This is a genomic window from Cellvibrio sp. GW822-FHT04B05 (assembly GCF_058800985.1).
Genome location: NZ_JBXAMU010000002.1, coordinates 824,020 through 849,095, shown reverse-complemented (window position 1 = coordinate 849,095; position 25,076 = coordinate 824,020). Strand labels below are relative to the sequence as shown.

24 protein-coding genes and 2 pseudogenes are annotated in these 25,076 nt (G+C 46.2%); 12 read left to right on the top strand and 14 right to left on the bottom strand.

Annotation, left to right across the window (positions count from 1 at the left end; translation table 11 throughout):
* Positions 1-67 precede the first annotated feature (67 nt).
* Complete coding sequence (gene dinB / locus AC1RJL_RS09265) at positions 68-1,165, bottom strand: DNA polymerase IV (protein ID WP_492913164.1); 1,098 nt, start codon at positions 1,163-1,165, stop codon at positions 68-70.
* Positions 1,166-1,387: 222 nt separating this feature from the next.
* Here dinB and AC1RJL_RS09260 point away from each other — a divergent pair, with 222 nt between their 5' ends.
* Positions 1,388-2,941 carry an alpha-N-arabinofuranosidase gene (locus AC1RJL_RS09260; RefSeq protein ID WP_492913162.1) on the top strand — a complete coding sequence of 518 codons (1,554 nt, stop codon included), beginning with the start codon at positions 1,388-1,390 and terminating at the stop codon, positions 2,939-2,941.
* Positions 2,942-2,982: 41 nt separating this feature from the next.
* Here the strand turns inward: AC1RJL_RS09260 and AC1RJL_RS09255 are convergent.
* A pseudogene (locus tag AC1RJL_RS09255) lies at positions 2,983-3,560 on the bottom strand (integron integrase).
* A 323-nt stretch (positions 3,561-3,883) separates the two neighbouring features.
* Here AC1RJL_RS09255 and AC1RJL_RS09250 point away from each other — a divergent pair.
* Positions 3,884-4,393 (top strand): hypothetical protein, encoded by a 510-nt coding sequence (locus AC1RJL_RS09250; RefSeq protein ID WP_492913160.1) that lies wholly within the window; start codon positions 3,884-3,886, stop codon positions 4,391-4,393.
* A 765-nt stretch (positions 4,394-5,158) separates the two neighbouring features.
* Positions 5,159-5,788, top strand: a complete 630-nt coding sequence (locus tag AC1RJL_RS09245) for a hypothetical protein (protein WP_492913158.1) — start codon at positions 5,159-5,161, stop codon at positions 5,786-5,788.
* A 478-nt stretch (positions 5,789-6,266) separates the two neighbouring features.
* Here the strand turns inward: AC1RJL_RS09245 and AC1RJL_RS09240 are convergent.
* Positions 6,267-7,289 (bottom strand): annotated as a pseudogene (locus tag AC1RJL_RS09240) (IS110 family RNA-guided transposase).
* A gap of 105 nt (positions 7,290-7,394) precedes the next feature.
* On the opposite strand from AC1RJL_RS09240, the gene AC1RJL_RS09235 reads away from it, so the two are divergent.
* Both AC1RJL_RS09235 and AC1RJL_RS09230 read left to right on the top strand, forming a co-directional pair.
* The gene (locus AC1RJL_RS09235; protein WP_492913156.1) at positions 7,395-7,766 is read left to right on the top strand and encodes a hypothetical protein; all 372 of its coding nucleotides are present in this window, start codon (positions 7,395-7,397) and stop codon (positions 7,764-7,766) included.
* A 159-nt stretch (positions 7,767-7,925) separates the two neighbouring features.
* Positions 7,926-8,261: a hypothetical protein gene (locus tag AC1RJL_RS09230; RefSeq protein WP_492913154.1), complete on the top strand. Its 336-nt coding sequence runs from the start codon at positions 7,926-7,928 to the stop codon at positions 8,259-8,261.
* Positions 8,262-8,369: 108 nt separating this feature from the next.
* Here AC1RJL_RS09230 and AC1RJL_RS09225 read toward each other — a convergent pair whose 3' ends face one another.
* Entirely contained in the window at positions 8,370-8,663 is a 294-nt protein-coding gene (locus tag AC1RJL_RS09225) for a type II toxin-antitoxin system RelE/ParE family toxin (RefSeq protein ID WP_492913152.1), read from the bottom strand.
* Positions 8,663-9,061, bottom strand: coding sequence for a type II toxin-antitoxin system ParD family antitoxin (locus AC1RJL_RS09220; RefSeq protein ID WP_492913150.1), 399 nt, complete (start codon positions 9,059-9,061; stop codon positions 8,663-8,665). The genes AC1RJL_RS09225 and AC1RJL_RS09220 overlap by 1 nt, the downstream gene beginning before the upstream one ends.
* Positions 9,062-9,143: 82 nt before the next feature.
* Between AC1RJL_RS09220 and AC1RJL_RS09215 the strand changes: the two genes are divergently transcribed.
* Entirely contained in the window at positions 9,144-9,485 is a 342-nt protein-coding gene (locus tag AC1RJL_RS09215) for a hypothetical protein (protein ID WP_492913148.1), read from the top strand.
* 306 nt (positions 9,486-9,791) lie between these two features.
* On the top strand, positions 9,792-10,061 hold the full coding sequence (locus AC1RJL_RS09210; protein ID WP_492913146.1) for a hypothetical protein: 270 nt from the start codon (positions 9,792-9,794) through the stop codon (positions 10,059-10,061).
* Between the two features lie 232 nt (positions 10,062-10,293).
* On the opposite strand, the gene AC1RJL_RS09205 is transcribed toward AC1RJL_RS09210, so the two are convergent.
* From AC1RJL_RS09205 to AC1RJL_RS09180, 6 genes are all read right to left on the bottom strand, one after another.
* The gene (locus AC1RJL_RS09205; protein WP_492913144.1) at positions 10,294-10,980 is read right to left on the bottom strand and encodes a P-loop NTPase family protein; all 687 of its coding nucleotides are present in this window, start codon (positions 10,978-10,980) and stop codon (positions 10,294-10,296) included.
* 253 nt (positions 10,981-11,233) lie between these two features.
* Positions 11,234-12,145 carry a cysteine synthase A gene (cysK, locus tag AC1RJL_RS09200; RefSeq protein WP_492913142.1) on the bottom strand — a complete coding sequence of 304 codons (912 nt, stop codon included), beginning with the start codon at positions 12,143-12,145 and terminating at the stop codon, positions 11,234-11,236.
* Positions 12,146-12,272: 127 nt separating this feature from the next.
* Positions 12,273-13,280, bottom strand: coding sequence for a choice-of-anchor A family protein (locus AC1RJL_RS09195; RefSeq protein WP_492913140.1), 1,008 nt, complete (start codon positions 13,278-13,280; stop codon positions 12,273-12,275).
* Between the two features lie 157 nt (positions 13,281-13,437).
* Positions 13,438-14,547: an ABC transporter permease gene (locus AC1RJL_RS09190; protein ID WP_492913138.1), complete on the bottom strand. Its 1,110-nt coding sequence runs from the start codon at positions 14,545-14,547 to the stop codon at positions 13,438-13,440.
* A complete protein-coding gene (locus AC1RJL_RS09185) occupies positions 14,544-15,518 on the bottom strand; it encodes an ABC transporter ATP-binding protein (protein ID WP_492913136.1) in 975 nt (324 codons plus the stop codon). Before AC1RJL_RS09185 ends, AC1RJL_RS09190 begins: the two co-directional genes overlap by 4 nt.
* Complete coding sequence (locus AC1RJL_RS09180) at positions 15,511-16,470, bottom strand: HlyD family secretion protein (RefSeq protein WP_492913134.1); 960 nt, start codon at positions 16,468-16,470, stop codon at positions 15,511-15,513. The genes AC1RJL_RS09185 and AC1RJL_RS09180 overlap by 8 nt, the downstream gene beginning before the upstream one ends.
* 218 nt (positions 16,471-16,688) lie before the next feature.
* Between AC1RJL_RS09180 and AC1RJL_RS09175 the strand changes: the two genes are divergently transcribed.
* Genes AC1RJL_RS09175 through AC1RJL_RS09165 form a run of 3 tightly spaced genes read left to right on the top strand, consistent with a single transcriptional unit; the run spans position 16,689 to position 18,914 of the window.
* Positions 16,689-17,102, top strand: coding sequence for a DUF350 domain-containing protein (locus AC1RJL_RS09175; RefSeq protein ID WP_492913132.1), 414 nt, complete (start codon positions 16,689-16,691; stop codon positions 17,100-17,102).
* Between the two features lie 27 nt (positions 17,103-17,129).
* Positions 17,130-17,720 (top strand): DUF1190 domain-containing protein, encoded by a 591-nt coding sequence (locus AC1RJL_RS09170; protein ID WP_492913130.1) that lies wholly within the window; start codon positions 17,130-17,132, stop codon positions 17,718-17,720.
* A gap of 3 nt (positions 17,721-17,723) precedes the next feature.
* Entirely contained in the window at positions 17,724-18,914 is a 1,191-nt protein-coding gene (locus tag AC1RJL_RS09165; protein WP_492913128.1) for a glutathionylspermidine synthase family protein, read from the top strand.
* 40 nt (positions 18,915-18,954) lie between these two features.
* Here AC1RJL_RS09165 and AC1RJL_RS09160 read toward each other — a convergent pair whose 3' ends face one another.
* The gene (locus AC1RJL_RS09160) at positions 18,955-19,503 is read right to left on the bottom strand and encodes a sugar O-acetyltransferase (RefSeq protein ID WP_492913126.1); all 549 of its coding nucleotides are present in this window, start codon (positions 19,501-19,503) and stop codon (positions 18,955-18,957) included.
* 73 nt (positions 19,504-19,576) lie between these two features.
* Here AC1RJL_RS09160 and AC1RJL_RS09155 point away from each other — a divergent pair, with 73 nt between their 5' ends.
* The gene (locus tag AC1RJL_RS09155) at positions 19,577-20,059 is read left to right on the top strand and encodes a YehS family protein (RefSeq protein WP_492913124.1); all 483 of its coding nucleotides are present in this window, start codon (positions 19,577-19,579) and stop codon (positions 20,057-20,059) included.
* Between the two features lie 3 nt (positions 20,060-20,062).
* Complete coding sequence (locus AC1RJL_RS09150) at positions 20,063-20,629, top strand: DUF1415 domain-containing protein (protein WP_492913122.1); 567 nt, start codon at positions 20,063-20,065, stop codon at positions 20,627-20,629.
* Positions 20,630-20,715: 86 nt separating this feature from the next.
* On the opposite strand, the gene AC1RJL_RS09145 is transcribed toward AC1RJL_RS09150, so the two are convergent.
* Positions 20,716-23,754 (bottom strand): TonB-dependent receptor domain-containing protein, encoded by a 3,039-nt coding sequence (locus AC1RJL_RS09145; RefSeq protein WP_492913120.1) that lies wholly within the window; start codon positions 23,752-23,754, stop codon positions 20,716-20,718.
* A gap of 317 nt (positions 23,755-24,071) precedes the next feature.
* Positions 24,072-25,067: a Gfo/Idh/MocA family protein gene (locus AC1RJL_RS09140; protein WP_492913118.1), complete on the bottom strand. Its 996-nt coding sequence runs from the start codon at positions 25,065-25,067 to the stop codon at positions 24,072-24,074.
* Between the last annotated feature and the right edge of the window lie 9 nt (positions 25,068-25,076).

Below are 25,076 nucleotides of genomic sequence, written 5' to 3'. Positions count from 1 at the left end.
GGTTATTAATCGCCATATTTCTCGCTTAAAAACCATTCATTTATTAGAGCCCGCTTGCCAGGTTTTCTTAATTCATAATCGGACTTTCTGCGTGGTACTGGCTATCGCTGTTAAAAAGCTCTAACTGAAAGAACGAATTATTCTCGCGCAAATCGATAAATCTTACCCCGACACCTAGCAGACGCACCGGAGAGTTTTTCCGCCCGTAAGCTTCCTCGCATAAACTTTGCAATTCCATTAATGACACCGCAGTCGCACTGCGTTCAATGGTAGTAATGCTAAAGTCAGAAAATTTTATTTTCACAAACAGCTTTACTACTTTGTAGTCGTCATCCACGCGACGCAGCCTGATCGCCAGTTGTTGGCTAAGCGCGGGAATTTCACGCAGGCAATGGTGCAGGGTGGGCAAGTCCTGCGCAAAGGTATTCTCTACGCTGAGGGATTTGCGGCGGCGATCCGCTGTAACTTGTCGATCATCAATACCGCGACTGAGGTGATAAAGGCGCGAGCCCATTTGGCCGAAGCGCTGGGTTAAATCAAAAATCGAAAGCTTTTGCACATCGCTACAGGTAAAAATATTTATTTCGGCAAGTTTGTTAGCCATAGCTTTACCAACACCATAAATTTTTTTTACCGGTAACTGCGCAACAAATGCCGAAACTTGCTCAGGTGGAATTACCAACTGGCCGTTGGGTTTATTCCAGTCACTTGCAATTTTGGCGAGAAATTTATTGGGGGCGATGCCGGCGGAAACGGTAATGCCGATTTCATCATTGATGCGCTGGCGAATTTCTTGCGCGATCAAGGTCGCGCTACCGCGATGGACTTTTGCATCGCTCACATCCAGAAATGCTTCGTCCAGCGAAAGCGGTTCAACCAGCTCGGTGTACTCATAAAAAATGTCGCGCATTTTTTCCGAGGCTTCCCGATAGGCATCCATACGGGTGGGCAGGATTAACAAATGTGGGCACAAACGTTTTGCCGTGCTGGTGGGCATCGCCGAATGGACTCCATAGCGGCGCGCCTCATAATTGCAGGTAGAAATTACCCCGCGTTTGTCACTGCTGCCACCTACTGCAATAGGGCGATGGACAAGGCTGGGATCATCGCGCATCTCGATAGCGGCGAAGAAACAATCTGCATCACAATGGATAATTTTGCGCATGACGATGGTTTTAAAATGAATGTGCTGTATTTAAACACAGTGCTGTCAAAATGACAGCTAGTTGAGACAAGGTGTCACTAATCCCACTGCCATAAGTTGGCAGCAGAGGATTTGGGGGACAGGTAAAATTAGGTTAACTTGTATGACAATATTATCTGTGAGGGGATATTCTGCCAGTCGCTACAGTAATAACAACTCCATAACAACAATCAGGAGACACCTATGCGAGCCGTCAAGCCGCTTATCGCCGCCCTCGGCCTGAGCATCAGTTGCATCGCCTTGGCCGATACCCAACTCAACATCGACACCGCCAAAGCTGGTCCGCTCATCAACAAAAATATCTATGGCCAGTTTGCCGAGCACTTGGGGCGCGGTATTTATGAAGGTATGTGGGTAGGGCCGGATTCCAACCTCCCTAACACCAAAGGCTGGCGGAAAGATGTTCTGGGCGCGCTGAAAGATTTGCATGTTCCTCTGGTGCGTTGGCCCGGTGGTTGTTTTGCCGACGAATACCATTGGCGCGACGGCATCGGCCCGCGCGATAAACGCCCGGTAAAAGTGAACACCAACTGGGGTGGTGTCGAAGAGAACAATGCAGTCGGCACGCACGAGTTTTTTGATTTGGCGGAATTATTGGGCGCCGAGGTTTACATCAACGGAAATCTGGGAACCGGTACCGCACAGGAAATGGCGGAATGGCTGGAATATATGACAGCCGAAGGCAAATCCACACTGGCAGAATTGCGCCGCAAAAATGGTCGCGATAAACCCTTCCGTGTGCATTATTTTGCAATAGGTAACGAAGCATGGGGTTGTGGCGGCAACATGACGCCGGAGTTTTACACTCATCTCTACAAACAATATGCCAGCTTCCTGAAAGCGCCCGCACATAATTCACCCAAGATGATTGCAAGCGGTGGTCATACTGAAGACACCCAATGGGCTGACCATCTCACCGCAAATGTCACGCCTAACTGGAGTTTGAAAATGGATGCGGTGAGCTTCCATTACTACACCCTCCCCACGGGCGATTGGAAAGTAAAAGGCGCGGCGACCGGTTTTCCGGAAACCGAATGGATTTCCACTATGGTGAACACCCTGCGTATGGACGAATTTATTATCAACAACAAAAAGGTAATGGATAAAAATGATCCCGAGAAAAAAGTCGGTTTCTATGTTGATGAATGGGGTACATGGTTCGACGTGGAAAAAGGCGAGAATCCCGGCTTCCTTTATCAACAAAACAGTTTGCGTGATGCGATTGTTGCGGCGCTGAATTTCAATATTTTCCACAAACATGCCGACCGAGTGCACATGACCAATATCGCGCAAATGGTTAACGTGTTGCAGGCGATGATTTTGACCGAGAAAGATAAGATGCTCCTGACTCCAACCTATCACGCCTTCAAAATGTACGTGCCATTCCAGGATGCAGCATCCTTACCTTTGGAATTAAAGGATGTACCGCAGTACACCTTGGGTAAAACATCGATTCCCGCTGTAAGTGCAACCGCTGCGCGTGGTAAAGATGGAAAAATTTATATCGCGCTGGTTAATGTCAATCCAAATAAAGCAGAGACTGTAAGTGTGAATCTGGCGGGAACAAAAATAACCGGTGCAAAAGGCAAAGTGCTGACTGCCAATGCGATGGATACGCACAATACTTTCGCTGCGCCTAATGCAATCAAACCGGTTGCGTACAGTGCAAAAGCCAAAAATGGAAAACTTGCGCTGGAGATTCCAGCTAAAGCGGTTGTTGTAGTTGCAGTAGAATAAAATCGATAAATCAGCTCAAACCAAATTTGGTTTGAGCTGATTTACCTCCCGATATCCAATGGGCTGCGAACGCCCATTCCACCTTTATTTAGCACATGGGTATAAATTTCAGTGGTTTTTACATCGTTGTGCCCGAGTAATTCCTGAACTGTACGAATATCATAACCAGCTGATAATATTTGGGTAGCAAAGCTGTGACGAAAGTATGGCAAGAGGCATGTTTATAAATTTTTGCCTCCATCAATGCCTCTTTTATTTTCCGTTGCAGGGTTCCATCGTATAGATGGTGGCGGCGAGTTGTATCGGAACGAGGATCTTTCGAGCGGGTTCTCGATGGAAACAAAAATTGCCAAGTAATATATCTCGCTTGTTGGGGGTATTTTTGCGCTAAACGATTTGGCATGTACACTTCTCCAAAACCCTCAGCTGTATCCAGATCATGTATCTTTTGAACAATAATAATTTGTTTCCGCAAATCTTCTTTTAATAATTCCGGCAAAATAGTTCTGCGATCTTTTCCTCCTTTTCCCGCACGTATAATTATCTGATTTCCTGAAAAATCAATATCCTTTACCCGTAAACGCAAGCACTCATTTACACGTAGACCTGCGCCATACATCAATATGGCTGGGTGTCCTCAAAATGCCAAGCTCTGCGATATGCGGCGCAAGCCGTATATCGCTTGCCAGCGATAGTGATCACCCTGAAAAAGTGAGTAAAAACAGGAGTTATCTTGATATGGAAATGGCGTAAAGTGATAACCGGCAACAATTGTAATTAGTAAGCCGTTTATCAAGATATGAAAAATGTTGGTGTCACGACGTAAGCTTCTGATATTAAAAGAACTTTTATTTTATTCTCGGAGGTCAGTTAAAAATGATAACCGGCGAGGTGATATACGGCTTCAGCCGTCTAATAAACTGTTAGCATGAGGGAAAGTAGATGAATCGTAATCTTACGGACTTTATTCAAGATATGAATGAAGAGCAAAATAGCTTAATAGAATCCTTTTTAGAGGACTCCAATGTAGATTGGAAGGAGCTTGAGATCTATGACAATGTTTCAGGTCAGTTGGACTCTTGGTGTAGACCGCCAGGAGCACGACCCTTATGGCACGGTTGGAGAGAGTTTTCATTAACAACTGTTATTAACGATGGTGATGATTGGACATTATTTGGAACTATAAAGGATACAAGAGGTGGCAGTTCTTCATTCACAATTGACCTATTGAAGACTCAAAATATTTTCGAAGTAAGAATTGGCACGTACTACCCGTGGAGAGCATCTTTAAGTGATGCAAATTCGGTGTCGTATAGAACATCTAATAATAAAATTGTTATTCGTGCAATTAATGTTAAAAGTACTGGCCCGTCATATTGTTATTTAGTTGGAATGGTTGCCGCAGAAGCAAGTAAATTTAAATCGGTAGAAATAGATAGTGCCAGCACCTAACAATCGTTGTAGAAGATCGGGGGGATTGGTTCTGCCTGCTCGCAGTACTGCAGCTGGCTAGTTGGGATTACAAAATTGCCTATGCCTGACGCGACTCAACATTGTCTTGCAGTGTGAGTGAGTAAGTTTTAGTCACTGCTAACAAGGTGCTGCAATCCGCGCACTGCGTGCGCCGGACCGTTTGTAAGTAGCGGCTTTGTGGTTTTGCTTCGCAAAAGTAATCCACAAAACCGCTACTTACAAACTGCCGTTGAGCACAGCGTTAAAAATTTGAGTTTTTTGTTTTAGTTATTCTAGCCTTGTAGCTTTGTCGTACTTTTGGTTTGCGTTAGTTCTAAGAAAGGGTCGCACTTGGGAAGTCTGTAATTGTGTTCTTTTGCTCTTCGGGGTTTTGTGTTTCAAACGAGATCGTTAAACGTTCACAGAAAGTTCGGCGCACTGTCCAGCACGCTACTAACAAGTCTTTTGGTTATCAGGTGTTGCAAGTTTGGCTAAATACATTTGCAGGTAGTTTCAAAAAGTTTGCTGTGGTAAATGGTTCGCGCTCTTTTTAACTATTACCATTAAGAAAAAATACAGTAACCTTTAGCTTATTACTTTTTATCTGGCACAAGTAGTTGTTGGTTTAAGAAACGTATTCTATTGTTTTGCAAACCATCAAATGTTTAACAAGTCGTTGCAGCATCGTTCGCTTCGCTCACTGTACCGCAAAACCACAACTTAAAACCCGCCGCTGAACTCGGCGTTACATTTAGGGAGTCAGTAGTGAGAAATAGAAATGCGTTAGATCTTTTATTATATTTTTCCGTAGCTTCTATTATCATTTCGTTAGCCATCTCAGGTTATCTTTACGGAAAACAACTCGGATATAATCTTTCTGCAACAGAAACTGATTGGGCGGCTTTTGGGTCGTTTTTTGGTGGAGTATTCTCCCCAATGGTTTCCTTTGTAACACTAATAGCGATTATTCAAACAATTAAGCTACAACGAGCATTGCTAGAAAATCAATCCACTGAGTTTGCAAAACTGCATAACCTTCAAGTTCAGACGTTAAATTCTCAAGAAGCACAGCTTACACACGCAAAAGAGCTTGCGGAGCAAGAGAAAATTTCAAACTACAAGCACACTCTCTTAACAGTCATCGCGCAACGAATTGAGCTTCATCAAAAAATCATAGATAGAGCTACAAACGGCGCAAGCTTTCTAGTGAATGAACAATCGAAAGAGCCTCGTTTAATTATGGAGCCTCAATGTAGCGCGAACCTTGAAACAAAAGAATCCTATGAAAAGAAAGTTAATGCTTTCCATGAGCTGGCAATTACTATTGCCATTACCAAATATAATTCTATTGCCGAGCTGGATAGAGAGTTTGGTAAGGCGTATCTTGAAATATAAGTGAATGTAACAAAGTGCTGCAACCCGCGCACTTCGTGCGCTGGACAGTTTGTAAGTCGCAGTTTTGTGGTTTTGCTGCGCAAAAGTAATCCACAAAACCACAACTTAAAAACTGCCGCTGAACTCGACTACATGGACTCCCCCAAGTGTCAAGCTAAGGCTGCTTTTGACTTTCAGAAATAGACTGCACCTCTACATTCGGTTTACTGACGGCAATAAATAATTGCCTGAACCAAGATGAGTATTCGCTGGGAGCAGCCTCATTCGTTAGACGATCTTGACGATCATTGAGTTCAACAGGCTTTGGCTCCCCCGGTCTGACCTGATTGTCATCTGCTGCCGTCGCAGGACTCGGTGGGTTGCTATTCATTTGTTGATGGTGAATAGCACGGAACTCGTTTTAACGTTTACTGATTACCGCTTTTGCTTTTTCATTTCTAATCACTCGCGATATTTTTTGATTTTCATTGTTGTCGCTTTAGCTAGCCGCTATTACTTTGTAATCTTCCTGCTTCACCATGAGCGTCCAGATCAGTCGTGCATTTCGCGCTGCCATTGCTACGACCGCGCGCAGGTAGCCTCGTCGTGCAATTAATTCGCGCGCCCAGCAGCTGATTTTGTCTTGCTTGTCTTTCATATTGGCAAGCACGGAGCGTGCGCCATGAACTAAGCACATTCGTAAGTAACGATCTCCTTGTTTGGTAATTCGCCCTAGCCGAATGTTGCCGCCAGTGGTGTATTGCCTGGGTACCAATCCTAGCCACGCGGCAAACTGGCGGGAATTTTTGAAGAGTGATGGATCAGGTACGCTGGCAACAATACCGGAAGCGACTTGCTCACCTACACCGGGAATGGTGAGCAACCGTTTTGAAACAGGATGATGGTGCGCTTGTTTGCGTAATTCGCGATCATAAAAAAGAATTTGTTCACTCGCGATTTTGATGCGCTCCCAGAGATTGTTAATCATCTGCCGCGCGAGCATGGGTAAACCGTTATTGGCATCTTCCAGAATCAGTGGAATTTCACGTTGTGCGGGATAGCGGCCTTTGGGCATGACGATACCAAACTCGCCCAACAATCCGCGTAATTGATTGATCAGTGCGGTGCGCTCGGAGATCAATCCCTGGCGAACGCGATGCACGCAGAGTTGCGCTTGTTGCTCGGCGGTCTTTACCGGCACAAACCAAATGGTTGATCGACCAACAGCTTCACAAATCGCTTCGGCGTCGTTGTTGTCGTTCTTGCCTCCTTTGCGAAAAGGCACGATAAACTTGCTGGCGATGATACCGACCTTGTGTCCCAGCTTGGTAAACTCCCTTCCCCAGTAGTGCGCGCCACTGCAGGCTTCCATACCGATTAAACTGGCCGGGCACTGGGCGATAAAAGTCAGTAGCTGCGCTCGCTTAAGCGTTTTGCGCAAGACCACTTTGCCCTGCTAATCCATGCCGACGAGGCTAAAAGAAGTTTTCGCTAAATCAATACCGAGTGTTGTAAGATTCATGGAAATCGCTCCTCTGGTGGTTGTGACATCACCGATAATTTACGCTGGCATAGGGCTGCGTGTTGAGGGGGGAGTCCATATCATTCGTTATACAGGAATGGTGATATGAAAAAAATATTGGCATTAATTCTAAGTATATTTTCCGGTTCCGTGGCTTCTGATCAAAGCCTGGAAAATGAAGCTTCGATGGGTTTTGACTTAGAAAATGTTGCTCCATTTTTATCTGATTTAGAAGCTAAGTATAAATTTGGTATTGAAGTGAATGAGCTCGCAAAATTTGCAGCTTCTGTTCCGGTAGAGGAAGAAAGGGAAGTTGTCGTAGACATTTCTGAGTCTGGTAGAAAATCAAAAATGGTATTTCGAGTCTTTATGGACGATGTAGATACGCCAGACCTATATATGTTTTTCGAATCTAGTCAATTATCTGAATCTGTTGGAGACTTTATGCTCAATTGGGCAGAAGAAAATGGTATGTAGCTAGCAGGTATAACAAAGTGCTGCAACCCGCGCACTGCGTGCGCTGGACAGTTTGTAAGCCGCGGTTTTGTGGTTTTGCTGCGCAAAAGTAATCCACAAAACCGCGGCTTACAAACTGCCGTTGTGCTAAACGTTAGTTTTCATTCGGAGTAAAAGAAAATGAAGTATCTTCTTGGTGTTTTTTTATTAAGTATCTCTTGTTATTCTGCTGCTGGGGTCTATGTTGGTCCCGTATTAATCAGCCAAATAGAAGTATCAGACAGTTTCTTTACCTTATACCTAAATGCTCCCATAGCGAATGAAGGATGCCAAGAGTTTGACAAAGTGGTTTTATGGAAGTCAGATTATCCAAATAACTATAATTTATTGTTTAGCACTGCTCTCGCTGCATTTTCATCAGATAAAAAAATTACTATGTGGATTAATGGCTGCAAAAATGGTCCTTGGGGGAAAACTCTTCCGTTGCCCGCTACAGTTGTCATCACCAAAAACTAACAAGGCATTGCACTAGACGAATTGTAAGTAGCGCTTATGCAATATCGCTGCGCTAAGTTTATCGCAACGCGCTACTTACAATCCGCAGGTGAACGCGACGTTATAGCTTCAGAGCTGTGAATCGTAATCCATGCTCTTGTGTAAGATACGCACCACCAAAATATTGGCTGAAGTGCTGTGTTTGTAGAAAATTATGTGGCTGCCTTGTGGAAATTTCTTGTAACCATCTCGAATGTAGTTGCATGAAATTCCCAAATCTGGACTTTGTGCAAGCATCAAAAATGTTTCATCCAATTGCTTGATGTATAAATTTCGTTGTGTTCTGCCCCAGCGGTTTTCTGTAAAAATAGCAATTGAGCGTAAATCGTTTTTAGCCTCTTTGCTTAATTGAAATTGTTCCATTAATGCTTCTGCTCATCAAGTTCAGATAGGAAGTCTTTGTAGTTATAATCGGCAACGCCGCTTTCCTCGCCTTGAATGAGCATTTGACGGAGTGCCTGTAGCTTGCTTTCAGAGTCTTCAAGTAACCGTAATCCAGCCCTTACAATTTCACTGGCTGAACCGTAACGGCCAGACTCAAGTTGTGAGGAAATGAAAGTATCAAAGTGATCACCTAAAGTAATACTGGTGTTCTTAGCCATAGAAGCCTCCAAATGTAGAAAAGTACCAAAAAATACCATAATATAGTATTTTTTGGCTTTTTCAAGGTGTAAAGGCTGGCTATAACAAGTCGTTGCAGCACCAGTCGCTACGCTCCTTAGACAGTTTTTAAGTCGCAGTTTTATGGTTTTGCTGCGCAAAAGTATTCCATAAAACTGCGACTTAAAAACTGCCGTTTTAGACGACGGTATGACTTAGTGACATCATAGGAAGTAAATCTTTATGAATAAAAAATTAATATTCTTAATAGCTCTTCCCGCAATTTTATGCGGAAATGTTTATGCGGATTCTACAGGGACTATTTCGCGGGTAGTTTGTCACACCACAGGTATTTCCCCAGTTTGTCATGTTGCCTTAAACGGTACACCAAGCTTAGCCGCATGTGCAATATCCGGGTGGCACTACACATTTGATGGCAGCACATCAGAAGGAAAGAATGTGCTTTCTATAGTGCTAGCTGCACAACTCGCCAAACAAACCATTACAATTGGAGGTAAGGGTACTTGTACATTGGCTGGGGGCTCGGAAGATTTGAGGCACGTATATATAACAACCTCGCCTTAAAAACGATCATACAAGCCGTTGCAACACTGTTCCGCTTCGCTACACTGGGCAGTTTTTAAGTTGCAGTTATATGGTTTTTCTGTGCAAAAATATTCTACAAAACTACAATTTACAAACTGTTGCTTCCTTCAGCGTTACATTTGAAAGGTATCGAATGCAGATCGATCGTGTATCTCAATCACAATACGACTCACTTGTAGGTCTTATGTGTGAGCTGAATCGCTACGACAATGACAATTCTTCTGTAGCTCGTTGCTTGCAAACTGCTATTGTGCTTGGCTTCACTTTGAGCATCGTAACTTAACTATGCAATCACCAAATCAAATTGAACAGGATTTTGTTGTGCTCAGTCCTGACAAAAAAGCGTCAATAGAGCGGGCGGATTCGACTTTATATGAGCGAATAGATAAATCTTATGACGGTTTCGGTGGGCATGAATTAATTTCGTGTTATGAATTTGATTCGGATTGGTCGAGTGGGGAGGTTCACCCTCATGCTGATGAAGTTGTCATTTTAATATCCGGTGAAGTGTCTTTTATTCTTCAAACTGAAGTGGGGAAACTTGCGTCAAGTTAAGTGAGCAAGGTCAATACGTAATAGTACCTAAGAGAATTTGGCACACTGCGAAAACCGGGATTAAATCCAAATTACTGTTTGTCACTCCAGGACAAGCTACTCGACATAAGATAATTGAATAGATGCCTTTCTGGGCAAGCCAAGCGGTTGTTTCTATTAAGCTTTGCTCGTTGGTAATTTTTTAATGCCGCTTAATTAAGCGGCATTAAAAAATGCTGGTTCTATGTGTTTTTCACTGGCTTAATTTATCAAACTGCAAATAGTTATTTTTTAGCCACACGCGTACACGCGAACGCTCAATGATATTCATTACGTCGATATTATTGGCGGCTGCCCAGAAGCTGGTATTGCTAAAATCAATGCGTGCTGCTAATTGCGGTTGCAATTTCCCCAGAGTAATAAAAATTGCATCGCGGTCTTTGGCTTTTTGATAGGTGGTTGATTGTTCAAAATGCTCAAAACATTCGCCACGCCCCAAGTTATTCACGACGACTATTTTGATAAAATCCTGCGGGTAGCGGTTGAGTAAATTATTCAATAAATTTACCGAGTCTGCGCCATCATCCATTACGTGCCACAAATACACTTGGCTGCCCACTTCCTGAAACAATGCCAGTGCATCACTCTCTTCAATCCACTTGCCAAGACGCGTTGATGTTTGTGCTGCCAGATCAATAATCAAATCGCTGTCGGGGTTTTCCTGCGCGAGAATGATCAGCTGATCGAGACTGTCGTAGTCATCAACGATGAGTGGCGAGGCAAATTCGCTATAAAAGCGCGAAAAAGTTCCGTGCGATTGGTCGGAATCAAAACCAATAAATGGTGTGCCTGCGTCAATCAAGTACTGCGCCAACAAGCGTGAGGTCATTGATTTTCCCACTCCGCCTTTTTCACCACCGATAAAATGCACATTACTCATTGTTGTTTCCTTGTTGGGAGCTGTAGATATTTCTGATGATGGACTTTACCACAGGTAAGATATGTTTTTTGGGGTGCACTAAAAGAGAGCTTTTTATTGTAGTGTTGGTAAAAAAGGGCTGATAAATCAGGGTGGGGTAAATCACGCCCCTATACAGTAGCAAACAGTAGCAAAATTTCACGTTTCCGTAGGGGCGCAATTTATTGCGCCCCCTCTGTTAGAAATAGGTATCGAATATCTTTTGATTTATTGTTTAAAACAAATCCTCAATCGACAAGTAACGCTCACCTGTATCGTAACTGAAAATAATTACGCGGCTGCCAGGTTTCATCTCATCTTGTTTTTGCGCAACAGCAGCGAGGGTGGCGCCGGAGGAGATGCCGATAAAAATACCTTCTTTCAGTGCGCATTGGCGAGTCATTTCGAACGCATCGGTTTCGTTAACGAGGACAGTGCCGTCGAGGGTTTCTTTATTTAATACTTGTGGGATAAAACCGGCACCGATGCCTTGCAAGCGGTGTAGGCCTTTTGGGCCACCGCTAATGACCGGTGATTTTTCCGGTTCTACCGCAAATGTTTGTAACTGCGGAAATTTTTCTTTCAATACTTCGCTGCAGCCGGTGATATGACCGCCGGTACCGACGCCGGTAATTAAATAATCCACACCTTCGGGAAAATCAGCGAGGATTTCTTGTGCAGTAGTATTGCGATGAGCTTCCACATTCGCAGGGTTGTTGAATTGTTGCGGTATCCAGCTATTTGGATTTTCTGCTTTTAGTTCGTTGGCTTTGGCGATGCAGCCGCCCATGCCGAGTTCTTTCGGTGTAAGCATCAATTCTGCGCCGAGTGCTTTCATATTTTTGCGACGCTCAACCGACATGGATTCCGGCATAGTGAGAATAAGGCGATAGCCTTTTACTGCGCACACGAGGGCGAGGCCGATACCGGTGTTGCCGGAGGTGGGTTCGATAATAACGGTATCTTTGTTGATTAAACCTTTGGCTTCGGCATCTTCAATCATTGCGAGTGCGATACGGTCTTTAATGCTGCTGCCGGGATTAAAGCGTTCAACCTTCATCCAGACTTCGATATCGCTACGGAATAAATGGTTGATACGAACGTGGGGCGTATTGCCAATGGTTTGTAAAATATTATCGAATTTCATAGGTATCCCTATATTTTTGGCTTGCGCGTGCAAGTAGTGAAATGACGGGACACAGTGTAGCGAATACGGGCGCAAAAAAAAGCCGCTACCGGCAAATGCCGGTAGCGGCTTTTTTTACAAATCGAACTTATGCGCGTTTGCGGCGAATCAACACTAGGGCCAGTAAACCGGCTAATAACAGCACGATTGATGTAGGTTCAGGGACTTTAACCGTTGGTGGTGTGGTCGGTGTAGGTGGAAGCTCTACTGGCGGGACGAAAAAACCATCCCATAAGTTGGCTTGTGCGCCCCAACCGCCGGTCCATGATTTGGCAATTACTTGACCACTCAGATCGCCCTGCAAGAAGGTGAAGTTGGCATTGGGTGCAAGAATATTTCCCTTGATGCCGCCGCTAAAAGTGATGTTTTCTGCTTCAAAAAAATTGTACAGGATGTGACTGGCCGACAAATCCAATGCGCTGTAATTTTCACGTTGGCCGTAATTGAGCGAATCAAAATTGATATTTTTACCGCTCACGTTAATGATCAGCGTATCGTTTTTATCCAAACCGGCAGCGGTTAAATCAGTCGCGCTTGCCAGCATTTGACCGGTGATATTGGCTATATAAATATCGCTGTCGGCGGTGCCATTCAACATCAACCAGTTGTTGTATTTAAATTCCACTCCACCGGTGTTCGCCTCACCTGCCAATGTTTTTGACAGGGCATTGAATTGTTCAAACGCAGAATTGAAATCGATCGGCGTTGCTTTGGTGGTAGTACCGAGCACGGCGTTTTTGCTGGAGCCGGAAGTAAGCTCACCACCCAGGATCAGGTTGCCTTTAACGTTGCCCCACGCCCACGCAGTCGTGGTCAGGTTGCCGCCAACAACGAGCACATCGGAATATTGTTTCGGGTCGGTCCAAAATTGCACGCCGTCGCGCTTGGTACCGGGCTCGTAATTGACGCCCACATCGTATTGACCGATGTTAGCATTGCCACCAATGGCGATCTTGCCTTGGGAATCAGCACCCGGTTGGGTAAAGTTCTCTTTAATAAAGAGGTTGTAGCCAGTTGCAGGACCTAAATCGATACTAAGGGCACTGGTTTGGGTAGAAATCACCAGGGCCAGAACAGCGGAGATGTGCTTGAGCATATTTGCGAACCAGTTCACATAATTGATGCCGTGCAGTTTAGGTTGAATTCTAACCACTCTCAAGGCTAAAACTATAAAAATTTTTGTACTTACGCGATTTAGCTATAACAAATAAGTGAAAAATAGCATTAAAAATAAAAAATTGGACATAAGGCCATTAATCCAGCCGTTTTTTGAAGCGGCTGGCGGCGGCGATAACCCCCAATATCGTGAAGCCGATCAGCCAAAACAAATCCGGCTGCAAATCTTCCAATGTCGCCCCACGCAGAACGATGGCACGTACCATGCGGATAAAGTGGGTGGCGGGCAGGCCTTCTGCAATCCATTGTGCGGCAACGGGCATGCCTTCATAAGGGAACATAAACCCGGACAGCAGGATCGAGGGAATCAGCAAAAACACCGTAAGTTGCATCGCCTGCAACTGGGTTTTGGCAATGGTGGAGACCAGCAGGCCGAGTGTCAGGCTGGCACTGATAAATGCAAATACTCCCAAAACAAGTTGATCCAGGCGGCCATTCACCGGCACATCAAAAATCAAATGGCCAAGCCCAAGGATGATCGTCACCTGGATCAGGCCGACAAAAATATAGGGCACGATTTTGCCGATCATAATTTCGCTGGAGCGCACCGGTGTGGTGATCAGCAATTCCAGATTGCCGCGCTCGCGCTCGCGCACCAGCGCTGCCGAGGTGAACATCACCATCGTCATGGTCAGCACAATCGCCACCAACCCCGGGACAATGTTTATTGCCGAGCGGCGCTCGGGGTTGAAGAAGAGTGCGATTTCAAACGTGTTTTTTCGTGCGACTGGCTGAGCCTCAAAACCGCTGGCGAACGGCATTTGTTGCAGGGCGAGCAGGGCGTTGCTGACCATGGTGTCGGAGCCGTCGATCAGCCATTGGGCGATGGGGCGCTGGTCTTGCAAACGCTGGCCAAAATCCCTGGGGATCACCAACACCGCATGTACATGGCCGCGACGGATTGCATCTTCCGCCTGGCTTGGTGTTTGGTAGGTCTCGCTAAAGCGGACGACTTGGGTGGCGGTGAGATCGCTCACCAATGCGCGGGCAGTTTGCGTATGGCTTAAATCCACCACACCGACGGGCAAATCCCGCACATTAGTGTTGATGGCAAAACCAAACAGCAGCAGTTGGATCAGCGGCACCATCACAACCATGCCGAAGGTGGGGCGGTCGCGCGTTAGCTGGCGCAATTCCTTGAACACAACCGCGCCTATACGTTGCAGGCTTTGGCTCAAGGCATTCATTGGCGTCCTCCTTGTCCGTCTGGCGCGTTGGGGCCGGTGCAATGGACGAATACATCTTCCAGGCTCGGGCGCACTACGTGGATTTGGCGATTGGCGACCAATTGCGGATGCGTGCTGCGCAGCCAGGCTTCCGGGTCATCAATGGAGTCTTTGATCAGCACCCGCAAATGGGTTCCTTGCTGCGCGGTGGACACCACCTCCGGTAATTGACCTAACTGTTGTTTGAGTTGGCGCAGGTTTTCCCCATCGACTTCCACTACCCTTGCACCCAGCTCGCGCAGCAGTTGCGCCGGCGCACCATCGGCGCGTTTAACGCCGCCTTCCATAATTGCCAGACCGTGGCAACGCTCGGCTTCGTCCATGTAGTGAGTGGAGACGAGGATTGTGGTGCCGCTGTCGCACAAGTCGAACAGTTTTTCCCAAAAGTCGCGCCGGTTTTCCGGGTCTACCGCTGAGGTGGGTTCGTCGAGGATCAATAATTCCGGTTGATGCAAGGTGGCCGCCGCCAGTGCCAGGCGTTGGCGTTGCCCGCCGCTGAGCGAGCCAGCCAATCGACTTTTGCGCTCGTTAAGTTGATAGCGACTGAGTTGGCTGTCGATCAGTTGTTTTAACGAGCGGCTTTCGAGGTTGTAGATCTGTGCCATAAAACGCAGGTTTTCGTACACGGTTAAATCATCGTAAAGCGAAAATTTCTGGGTCATATAACCCAGGCGGCGACGCAGCAATTCCGCTTGCGCGGGAATCTCCATCCCCAACACCCGGATATCACCCGCACTCGGTGTAAGCAAACCGGTAATCAGCCGCATGCTGGTTGATTTACCACAGCCGTTGGGACCGAGGAATCCGTAAATACTTTTGTGCGGGATGTGTAAGTCCAGTTGGTTTACGGCAACAAAATCGCCAAAGCGACGCGTCATGCCGCGGGTTTCGATTGCCCAGTCAGTTGCGCTGTGAGAATCCAGTTCAGTCATGGGGCAACTCAACCTGGACGGGTAATCCGCTGGGGAGATTGGCGGCGGAAGCGGGCAGTTGCACTTCGGCCAAATACACCAGGCGTGCGCGGTCGGTGGAGTTCAGGGCAAAGTAGGGAGTAAAGGCCGGGTCTTGGGAAATCCAACGCAACTTGCCGGTTTGCGTTTCCGCAAGGCCATCGACATGGATGACCAACTCCTGTCCGGCCGCCATTTTCAGGCGATGGGTTTCGGGAACATAAATCCGTGCGTAAGGCGCATTTTTATCCAGCAAGGTTGCCACGGCCTCACCGATGCTAGTGCGTTCACCGAGGTGTTTGGGTAGATGATCGAGCCGTGCAGTGCTGGTGGCGCGAATGCTCAATTCGCCCAGATTATATTGCTCCAGTTCCAGCGCGGCTTTAGCGAGTGCAACTTGCGCTTCGGCCTCCTGCAAATCCTCTTCGCGAGTGCCGTTGGTCAGCAATGAAAGATTATCCTGCACTTTATCGAGATTGGCTTGGGCCGAATCGCGTTTGGCGCGAGCGGTATCCAGCTCGGCGGCCCCGGCGAGTTTTTTGTTTACTAATGTCGCGGTCCGCGCAAAGGTTTTTTGCGCTTCCACTAATTGCGCCTCAGCGCCCTTTACTTGCGAGCGTGCCGCCGCAATATCTTCCGCGCGAGCACCGTTTTGTAATTTGGTAAGATTGGCGCTAGCGCTGGCGAGATTGGCGTCGGCTTTTGCAACCAGCGCTAATTGCCGGCGGTCATCTAACTGCAACAGTAAATCGCCCGCGTTGACATCGCTACCTTCAGCGATGGGCAACTGCGTAATAATTTCTGCTGCCGTCGCTTTAAGCACCACACGATCGCGCTCAAGGGTACCCAGTGCGAGATTGGCGCTGTTGTCGCTACAAGCACAGAGGTGTGCAGCTGATATGAACAACAGGCTGCGCATGACGAACGAATTCATAGTGGTTTGCATCATTTGTCCTTTTATTGTCCTTGCTACATGAGTTTGCCAGAAATATAGATTAAAAATAGTCAAAGCGTGTAACTTCGAATCAGTGGATTTGGCAAGATAGAGCTAAGCGCACTTTTGTGTCAGAATCGCGCCAGTTTTTAGGTATCTACTCTTTACTTACAAACAAGCTATTTACAACACGTCATTTATAAACAAGGGCAAAAGCTATGCTTGCAACCACCTTATCATCACTGAACGGCATTCCGCCTTTTCTCGCTTACTTTGCTGTGGCGATTATTTTGGTTCTGATATTCGTTCGCTTTTATACCTGGATGACGCCACACGAAGAATTAGCGTTGATCCGCGCAAATAATTCTGCTGCTGCACTGGCATTTGGCGGTGCGATTATTGGTTTTGCATTACCACTGTCCAGCGCAATCACCCATTCGCTCTCATTGCTCGATTGTGCAGTTTGGGGCGCTGTTGCATTAGTGGTACAAATTCTTACGTTTGCTGTACTGCGTCTGGTGATTAAAAATTTGTCCGAGCGCATCGACAGCGGCGAAATGGCTTCAGGTATTTTTGCAGCAACTATCGCGATTGCGGTGGGTTTAATTAATGCCGCGAGCATGTCTTACTAATTTAATCGATAACGATTGTGGAGATGAATGATGAAACGCAGTAAAAAAGCCGCATTGGTATTGATGGTTCCTGTTGCCACTTTATTGCTCGCCGGTTGCGGCGAAGAGCGCGAACAGGCAATGGTATTTACTGATCCAAGTGAATGTAGCGCTGCAGCACTTAACAGCGCAGCGCAGTGCGAAGCTGACTTCGTTGCCGCGCAAACCTTGCATCCGCAGGTTGCGCCAAAATATTTAAACAAAGAAGAATGTGAAACGGATTTCGGTGCAGGCCAGTGTGAAACTGCACCGCAGCAAACCGCTTCCGGCGGCAGTGTATTTATGCCGATGATGATGGGCTTTCTCGCCGGGCAAATGATGAGTCGCGGCGGTGCTGGTAATTTTCAACAACCCGCTGCTGCGGGAGCTGCTGCCGGCGGACCCAATGTAGCCAGTCAACCGCTGTATAAATCGCGCGATGACCGTAGCACTTTCCGCACGGCAACGAATACACCCGTGGCAAAAGGAATCGGTCCTATTTCACTGAAGCCTTCACAAGTAAAACCGCAAATGGGCCAAGTGGTTAGCCGCGGTGGTTTTGGCCAACAAGCGGCTGCACGTAATAGTTTTGGTGGTTAATGGATGAAACGTATCAGTGTTGCCGAGCGCGCTAATTGGCGCGCTTTTGCCGAAGAGGTAGGGTTTGATTTTCACACCTTTGACGGCGAACCCTATTGGGATGAAACGGCTTATTACCAATTCAGTTTGCAACAAATTGAAGAGGACTTGGAAGCCCCGACGGAGGAGTTACACCAGATGGCCATGGATATGGTCGGCGATATTACCCGCAGTGAAGAAATGCTCACGCAGCTTAATATTCCGCGCGACTTCTGGAGTTATATCTGGAATTCCTGGAACAAAGGCGAACCGCATTTATATGGTCGTTTCGATTTGGTTTACGACGGCACTGGTCCCGCAAAATTACTCGAATTAAATTACGACACGCCCACATCATTATTTGAAACCGGATTTTTTCAATGGGTGTGGTTGGAAGACCAGATTAAAAATGGCGTAGTGCCCGAGCGTGCTGATCAATTTAATTCCCTACACGATAAAATCGAACAAGCGTTCGCTGAATTGGATTTACCACAACCATTTTATTTCGCCAGTGTGCGCGACAACCTTGAAGATCGCGGTACGGTTAATTATCTAATGGATATGGCGGCGCAGGCCGGTGTCGATGTGCGCTACATTCCGCTGGAAGATATTGGCGTGCTTGATGATATGAATGGACGGGGTGAGCAATTTGTTGATCTGGATAATCTTCCGATCAAAGGTTTGTTCAAGCTTTACCCGTGGGAATTTATGGTGCAAGAAAATTTTGCCCGCGCGATTACTGCAGCTAATACCCAAATGCTGGAACCCGCGTGGAAAATGTTGTTGTCCAACAAAGGCATCCTGCCATTGCTGTGGCAACGCTATCCCAATCATCCCAATTTATTACCTGCATTTTTTGAGACGGGAACAAGCGAGCCGCTAGAGGCTGGTTGGGTGCGTAAACCTTTGTTCTCACGTGAAGGTGCTAACGTGGATTTAATCACCGCTGCCGGTGAAAAAATCTCTGCTGCTGGTCCTTATGCAGATGGACGTTACGTGCGTCAGGCGTTGCACACACTGCCAAAATTCCGCGATGAATATCGCAATGCCGATACCTATGCGATGCTCGGTAGCTGGGTAGTGGGTGATAGTGCAGCGGGAATTTGTATTCGTGAAGATAACTCACTGATTACCAAAGATACATCGCGTTTTTTGCCGCATATTATTTTGGATTAAATCTATCTCGCTCCCAAGATCCACTTGAGAGCGAGGCAATTTATGCTGGCTTTCGCGGGTTAATTATTTTTATCACCCGGCAAGGATTTCCCGCTGCCACAACACCCTCTGGTATATCTTTATTCACCAAACTTCCCGCACCGATTACTGAGCCTTTTCCAATCGTTACGCCTGCTAAAATAATTGCGCCCCCACCAATCCAGCAGTCATCGCCAATGCTCACTGTTGCACAGAACTCTTTTCCGGTTGCGCGTTCGACCGGGTCAAGCGGATGAGTGGTTGCATAGATTTGTACATTGGGGCCGAACATTACCCGGTCGCCAATATGCACTTCCGCAACATCCAAAATAACGCAGTTGTGATTGGCATAAAATTTTTCGCCAAGAAAAATATTACTGCCGTAATCGCAGAAAAAAGTGGGTTCGATGTAGGCACTGGACACTTGGCCAAAAAGTTGTTGGTAAATTGGTTTGCGTGCCTTGGTCTGATCGGCACGCAGGGCGTTTAGTTGCTCACACAGTTGTTTGGCGCGTTTGCGACCAGCGACTAATTCAGGTTCAAATGGATTTACTTCGTTAAAAGGATGCATGGATAAGCTCTCGTGCCGATGATATTTTGCGGTAGAATGCCGCAAAACCCAGGTGCAATCATAGAGCAGCCCCATGAGAACCAACGATATTTTCCGCAAAATTACCCAATCTTTACAATTTGATACAGCGCAAATCCAGACAGTATTCTCTTTGTCTGATATTGACCTGGCTGATAAAGATGTCGCCAATCTGCTGAAAACGGATTATCAACCCGGTTTTGAACCTATGCCGGACTATATCCTGATTCATTTCCTGAATAATTTAATCGCTCAGCAACGCGGAAAAAAAGCGGATGCAGATGTTGAAGTGATTGAGAAACACGCCAGGATTTCCAATAACGATGTGCTGAAAAAGTTGCGCATTGCCTACAACCTGCAGGAGCAGCATGTGCGTGATGTGCTCAAGCTTGTCACCGTCGAATTAACCAAATCTGATTTGGCCGCATTATTTCGCAAAGCTGGCCATGAACAGTACAAAGCCTGTGATGATGAATTAGTGCTCGACTTTATTGAAGGTTTGGGTTTGTTGCAGCAACAAAATAAAGCCGGAACTTAAAGTATGGCTGCGCATATTGCGAGTGATAGTATTATCGCTGATGTTGCCCGCTGGTTGAATGAGGTAGTGATAGGTTTAAATCTCTGTCCATTTTCCGGAAAGCCTACACGCGAGAATCGTGTTCGCTTTTTTGTCAGTGATGCCACGGATGATGAAGTGCTGCTGCAAGATCTGCAACAAGAAATGGAGTTGCTTGATGAAAAAACTGCAGCTGAAATAGAAACTACATTAATTATTGTTCCCGATCATTTGCAAGATTTTTTTGATTACCACCAATTCCTAAATTGGACCAATAAATTACTCAAGCGTAATCGCTGGGTCGGCGTATACCAGCTAGCGACTTTTCATCCGTATTATTGCTTTGCCCACACAGAACCTGATGATGCAGAAAACCTGACTAACCGATCTCCTTATCCTATTTTGCATATCATCCGCGAAGCGAGTTTGGCAAAGGCGCTGGAGTATTTTGCAGGTGCAGAAAAAATACCCGATGTGAATAAAGCGCGGGTAGAGGGTTTGAGTGCAGATGAAACGCGAAAATTATTTCCGTATTTGTTTAAGCAGGATTAATGATTTATTAATCCTGCTGACGATTAACAACCTGTCTTCCGTCAGCAGGTAAACTTTATATCGCAGCTTTATATCAGGTATCCATATCAAAGCTGGATTTGGAAGTTAATAAATACCTCTCTGCCCACGTAATCATAACCACTGTATAAAGGTGCATTACCAACGCGATTAAAGTAACCGGCGGAAATAACTTTTGGTGTTTCATTGGTCAGGTTGCGCACGCCAAAAGTGCCTTTCCATGTATCGGCCTTGTAGCGCGCCGAAATACGGTGCTCAAAATAATCGGGCACTGTGTAATCGGATGCGCTTTCCGCCGGATCTTCACCTGCTTCCCGGTAACCGTCCATACTGCTAATCCATTCAACGCCGTAACTGAATTTCCATGCATCAATTTCATAAGCGATATCACCGCTGCCGCCGTATTTTGGTTTCTCCAGGCTGCCATTAAGTTCATCTATTTCATCATCGGCGAACAATCTTTCCGCTTGCGAATAATAGCGGGTGACGCTCAGGTCGAGTAAAAAGGTGCCCTCCCCTAATGCCTGGGTGAAGGTAGTGTTGAAATCAATTCCGCGTGAAATTTCTGTGGCGAGGTTAGTGTAAGCATCGGATACACTCAATTGTTTGGTTACCGGATCACGAGTAACCAAACGGCATAGTCCACCACCGGCGCGGAATTCGGGGTCGTCATAGCAGCGGTCGAGAATTTCATCTTCACCCGCTTTATTAACGCCGTTGTTAATTTCGATATCAAAATAATCGGCAGAAAATCTTAACTGTGTTTCATCGCTGATTTCCGGCTGTAAAATAATACCGTAGGTAACGTTGTCCGATGTTTCGGCAAACAGGCCAGCTGCCGCGCCGCCGACGCTAAACACTTCAACGCCTTGTGTTGCTAAAAATTCTGGATCGCCGGGTAACTCAGATGCGCAGTTAGCCGCGCGATTCGGATTTACCCCATCTGCACCATACTCGTTACAAGGGTCGAGTGATGAGGCGCGGAAACCGCTGGTGGGACCTTGGAATTGTTCGTAGAGTGCGGGTGCACGGAATGATGTGCCGCGTGTTGCGCGCAGTGAGATCCATTCAGTCGGTGAGTAAATTAATCCTATTTTGTAGGTGTCATCCGATCCGTAAGAATCGTAATCGGTGTAGCGGAATGAACCGTTAAATGTAAATTCTTTTGCGAAGCTGACGTCGAATAAGATCGGGATTTCAATTTCCGTATAAATCTCCGTCACATTGTCTTTGCCCTTGGTCGGCGAGGCGCTGCTCAGGTTATACAAATTTCCTGCGACACTATTTGGATCCGGTTGATCGTCAATTTCAGCTTTGCGATATTCCAAGCCAAACACCCCTTGAATTTTCCCGGCAGGTACATTAATTAATGGCCCATCAAAAATTGCACTGTAAATCGCCTCTTCATATTCCGTCGTTCCCACAGTGTTGCGGAAAATATAATCTTTGAAATCCTGTGGTAAATCACCGCCAACGACTGCGGCGGTAAGCATCGGAAATGCAATACATTTTTCGTTGGGGTTAGTTAAATTAATTGCGCAGGTCAGGCCGTCTTGTATCAAGCTGGCATCAACACCTGCTGTTGCGGCAACGGCATCACTCGCGTGAGTGAGTTTGTCGATCAGGAAAGAATTCCGGTCATAACTTGCATCGGATTTTGCGTAGCTGGTGTAAAGGTCATAACGCCAGTCAGGTAGGAATTCCAGGTTGCCGCGAATACCAACGGTGGGTTTGTAAAAATCAACATTTTGTTCGCTGTGATCATTGCCAAAGCCGACAAATGCGCGCAAACCTACACGGTCGCCATCGCTGGTGCCCTGATCTGCACCAAAATTGGCAAAGCCAAATTCGGCTGGAATGAGCGGGCTACCCAAGCGATAATCCATTGATAATTGGCGGTAACCGGTCTGTTGGGATTCACGTCTCGATGCTAATAATTCAACGTAAATTTCCGCATCTCCCAAAGCCTGGAGATCATATTTTCCTTGCACAAAGCCGGTGTAAATTTTTACCGGAGAAATTAAATCTTCAGCCAACATGCGCGGCTCAAATGTGTCGCGCACATTCAAATCATTTGCGCCACCACCGACCCCTTCATAGCCGGGTATTCCTGTAGTGACGGCTGGGTTGGGGCGGAAGCGCGTAAAAGTCGTTCCTGCAGAACCCGGTGCGCCTATAACCGGTGAAGTTAATCCGAGTGATAAATAATTATCAGCAGTAATTGCTTGCGTGCCGATGGTATTGACCGTGACACCATTCGATCCGGTTGTAGTAACGGGATAGCATTTTGCTTTGCCAGTTTTAGGGTCGACATAATCCCATGACTCACCAGTCTCAGGATCGCGAAACATATCCCTGTTGCAGCGTGTCCATTCGCGATCATTCAAGGTAAGGCTTTTTCGTTCAAAGTAATCAAACGAACCTGAAAGGGCGAAGCGTTCTTCATTGATGCCGCCTGCAATTGAGAAGCGATACTGTTCACCATTTTCTTCCGTGGGTAGATTGATATCGCCCTCTATCGTAATACCTTCCAGATCATCGCGTGTAATAACATTGACTACACCGCTTACTGCGTCAGAACCGTAAATAGAAGAAGCTCCATCGCGCAATATTTCTACGCGTTCAATTAATGCAGTGGGTAATACATTTAAATCCGCAGTTCCCACCGCGCCTTGCGTGCCAGATGGGGCAACACGCCGGCCATTGATTAATACCAATGTGCGGCTCGCCCCCAAGCCGCGTAATGAAATTGTATTGGCGCCTGGTCCACCCTCAGTGACATAGCCACCGTAAGCGTTATTGATTTGGGATGAGCCACCGGTAATAGCATTGCTTTGTAATAAATCAGTGGTTGAATTAAGGCCCGCACCACTTGCGGATTCGCGACTAATAACCTTGACGGGAGATATAGTATTCGGGTTCGTCTGGCGAATACGCGAACCTACTACTACCAATTCTTCAACATCTTCTGCTTCGGATTTATTGTTTGGTTGGGCATATGCAGTGGTGCTTGCGAGTAACAGTGCGCCACCGATAGGAATCATGAATTGGATTAGTGAAGTCGAAGTACGTTGAATTACTTGATGTAAAACATTTTTAGTAAACATCATATCTCCTTACGTATTTGGCAAACTGGATTGATTCAAGAAAGCATGTTGTGTGCTGTTAAAAAATTGCTTTTTGTTAAGCCATACATGCTGTACAGCTTTTTTACAGTTTAGTGTTAAGCAAAAAGCCTGCCGTATAAAGAATGTGTTTTTATGTGATCTTGTGCACAAGTAAGTGGGGATTAATTGGCGAAAAATAGAGTGATGAAAATTAAAGCGACATACGTTATAAAAGTATGTACTGAAAAGGTGCAGATAAAAAACAGGCTGCATTATTTGCAGCCTTTTTTTTCATTCGATAAAGTGGTTAAAAAAATTTATTTAATTGCCGAAGAGAAACAATCGATCAATGCCATTACCGATTTTGCATCGCTGACACTGCAAGGATTTGCCCGCTCGTCGCGAAAATAATTATTAACCTGCTCAATCATTGGCTGTTGGATATGTTGTGGATTGGGAATAATGATTTCCTGATCACCATCCGCGTTGCTCAGGCGAATAACTTGCTGACCGAAAAAATTAATCGATAACTTTCCTCTGGTACCGATAATTTCGCACAGATCGCGCGCGTGCTCCGGTGCGACAGCAAAATGCCAGCGACCTTGCAGTACGACACCGGATTCTAATTTTGCCCAGCCGTGGACACTGTCATCGGCATTATTAAATTGGCGTTGGTTGTAACCAAAACCGCTGGCGTGGACAACCGGTCCGAACCAATACAACATAAGGTCAAGCTGGTGTGGTGATAAATCGTGGAATAAACCGCCGCCGGAAAGTTCAGGGTTAACGCGCCAATTATCATCGGTCGTGGTAATAATTTTAGACGCCGCCGGTTGCAGCATATCCAACTGCACTATAAGTGGTTCACCAATTGCACCAGCGCGAATCAGTTCTATCACTTTCATAAAGCAGGGCACGTAACGGCGATAGTGGGCAACACTGACTTTTTTGCCGCTGCTTTTTTCTGCAGCGATAATCGCATCGCACTCGGCGGCATTTAAGGTGACGGGTTTTTCGATATAAACATTTTTTCCAGCTGCCACAGCCGCGATTGCATAGTCTTTGTGTTGCGCTGGTGGAGTGGCAATGTAAATTGCATTGATATCGGGATTGGCAAGCATTGCATCGGCATCATCGTACCAGGTTGCCACATTATGTCGTTGCGCAAAATCTTTGGCCTTCTCACCATTGCGGCGCATCACCGCAACTAATTGCGATTGAGGGGCTTTATAAAATCCAGGGCCACTTTTTAGTTCACATACATCACCGACACCGATAATGCCCCAACGAATAAATTTTCCATTGTCTGCCATTAACGCCAC

Coding starts and splice junctions, on each gene's coding strand:
- AC1RJL_RS09210 (WP_492913146.1), top strand. CDS start 9,792: ATGCAATCACCAAATCAAATTGAACAGGATTTTGTTGTGCTCAGTCCT.
- AC1RJL_RS09140 (WP_492913118.1), bottom strand. CDS start 25,067: ATGGCAGACAATGGAAAATTTATTCGTTGGGGCATTATCGGTGTCGGT.
- AC1RJL_RS09155 (WP_492913124.1), top strand. CDS start 19,577: ATGAGAACCAACGATATTTTCCGCAAAATTACCCAATCTTTACAATTT.
- AC1RJL_RS09170 (WP_492913130.1), top strand. CDS start 17,130: ATGATGAAACGCAGTAAAAAAGCCGCATTGGTATTGATGGTTCCTGTT.
- AC1RJL_RS09180 (WP_492913134.1), bottom strand. CDS start 16,470: ATGAATTCGTTCGTCATGCGCAGCCTGTTGTTCATATCAGCTGCACAC.
- AC1RJL_RS09165 (WP_492913128.1), top strand. CDS start 17,724: ATGAAACGTATCAGTGTTGCCGAGCGCGCTAATTGGCGCGCTTTTGCC.
- AC1RJL_RS09175 (WP_492913132.1), top strand. CDS start 16,689: ATGCTTGCAACCACCTTATCATCACTGAACGGCATTCCGCCTTTTCTC.
- AC1RJL_RS09225 (WP_492913152.1), bottom strand. CDS start 8,663: ATGGAACAATTTCAATTAAGCAAAGAGGCTAAAAACGATTTACGCTCA.
- AC1RJL_RS09195 (WP_492913140.1), bottom strand. CDS start 13,280: ATGCTCAAGCACATCTCCGCTGTTCTGGCCCTGGTGATTTCTACCCAA.
- dinB (WP_492913164.1), bottom strand. CDS start 1,165: ATGCGCAAAATTATCCATTGTGATGCAGATTGTTTCTTCGCCGCTATC.
- cysK (WP_492913142.1), bottom strand. CDS start 12,145: ATGAAATTCGATAATATTTTACAAACCATTGGCAATACGCCCCACGTT.
- AC1RJL_RS09150 (WP_492913122.1), top strand. CDS start 20,063: ATGGCTGCGCATATTGCGAGTGATAGTATTATCGCTGATGTTGCCCGC.
- AC1RJL_RS09205 (WP_492913144.1), bottom strand. CDS start 10,980: ATGAGTAATGTGCATTTTATCGGTGGTGAAAAAGGCGGAGTGGGAAAA.
- AC1RJL_RS09190 (WP_492913138.1), bottom strand. CDS start 14,547: ATGAATGCCTTGAGCCAAAGCCTGCAACGTATAGGCGCGGTTGTGTTC.
- AC1RJL_RS09230 (WP_492913154.1), top strand. CDS start 7,926: ATGAAGTATCTTCTTGGTGTTTTTTTATTAAGTATCTCTTGTTATTCT.
- AC1RJL_RS09185 (WP_492913136.1), bottom strand. CDS start 15,518: ATGACTGAACTGGATTCTCACAGCGCAACTGACTGGGCAATCGAAACC.
- AC1RJL_RS09145 (WP_492913120.1), bottom strand. CDS start 23,754: ATGTTTACTAAAAATGTTTTACATCAAGTAATTCAACGTACTTCGACT.
- AC1RJL_RS09260 (WP_492913162.1), top strand. CDS start 1,388: ATGCGAGCCGTCAAGCCGCTTATCGCCGCCCTCGGCCTGAGCATCAGT.
- AC1RJL_RS09160 (WP_492913126.1), bottom strand. CDS start 19,503: ATGCATCCTTTTAACGAAGTAAATCCATTTGAACCTGAATTAGTCGCT.
- AC1RJL_RS09215 (WP_492913148.1), top strand. CDS start 9,144: ATGAATAAAAAATTAATATTCTTAATAGCTCTTCCCGCAATTTTATGC.
- AC1RJL_RS09250 (WP_492913160.1), top strand. CDS start 3,884: ATGAATCGTAATCTTACGGACTTTATTCAAGATATGAATGAAGAGCAA.
- AC1RJL_RS09235 (WP_492913156.1), top strand. CDS start 7,395: ATGAAAAAAATATTGGCATTAATTCTAAGTATATTTTCCGGTTCCGTG.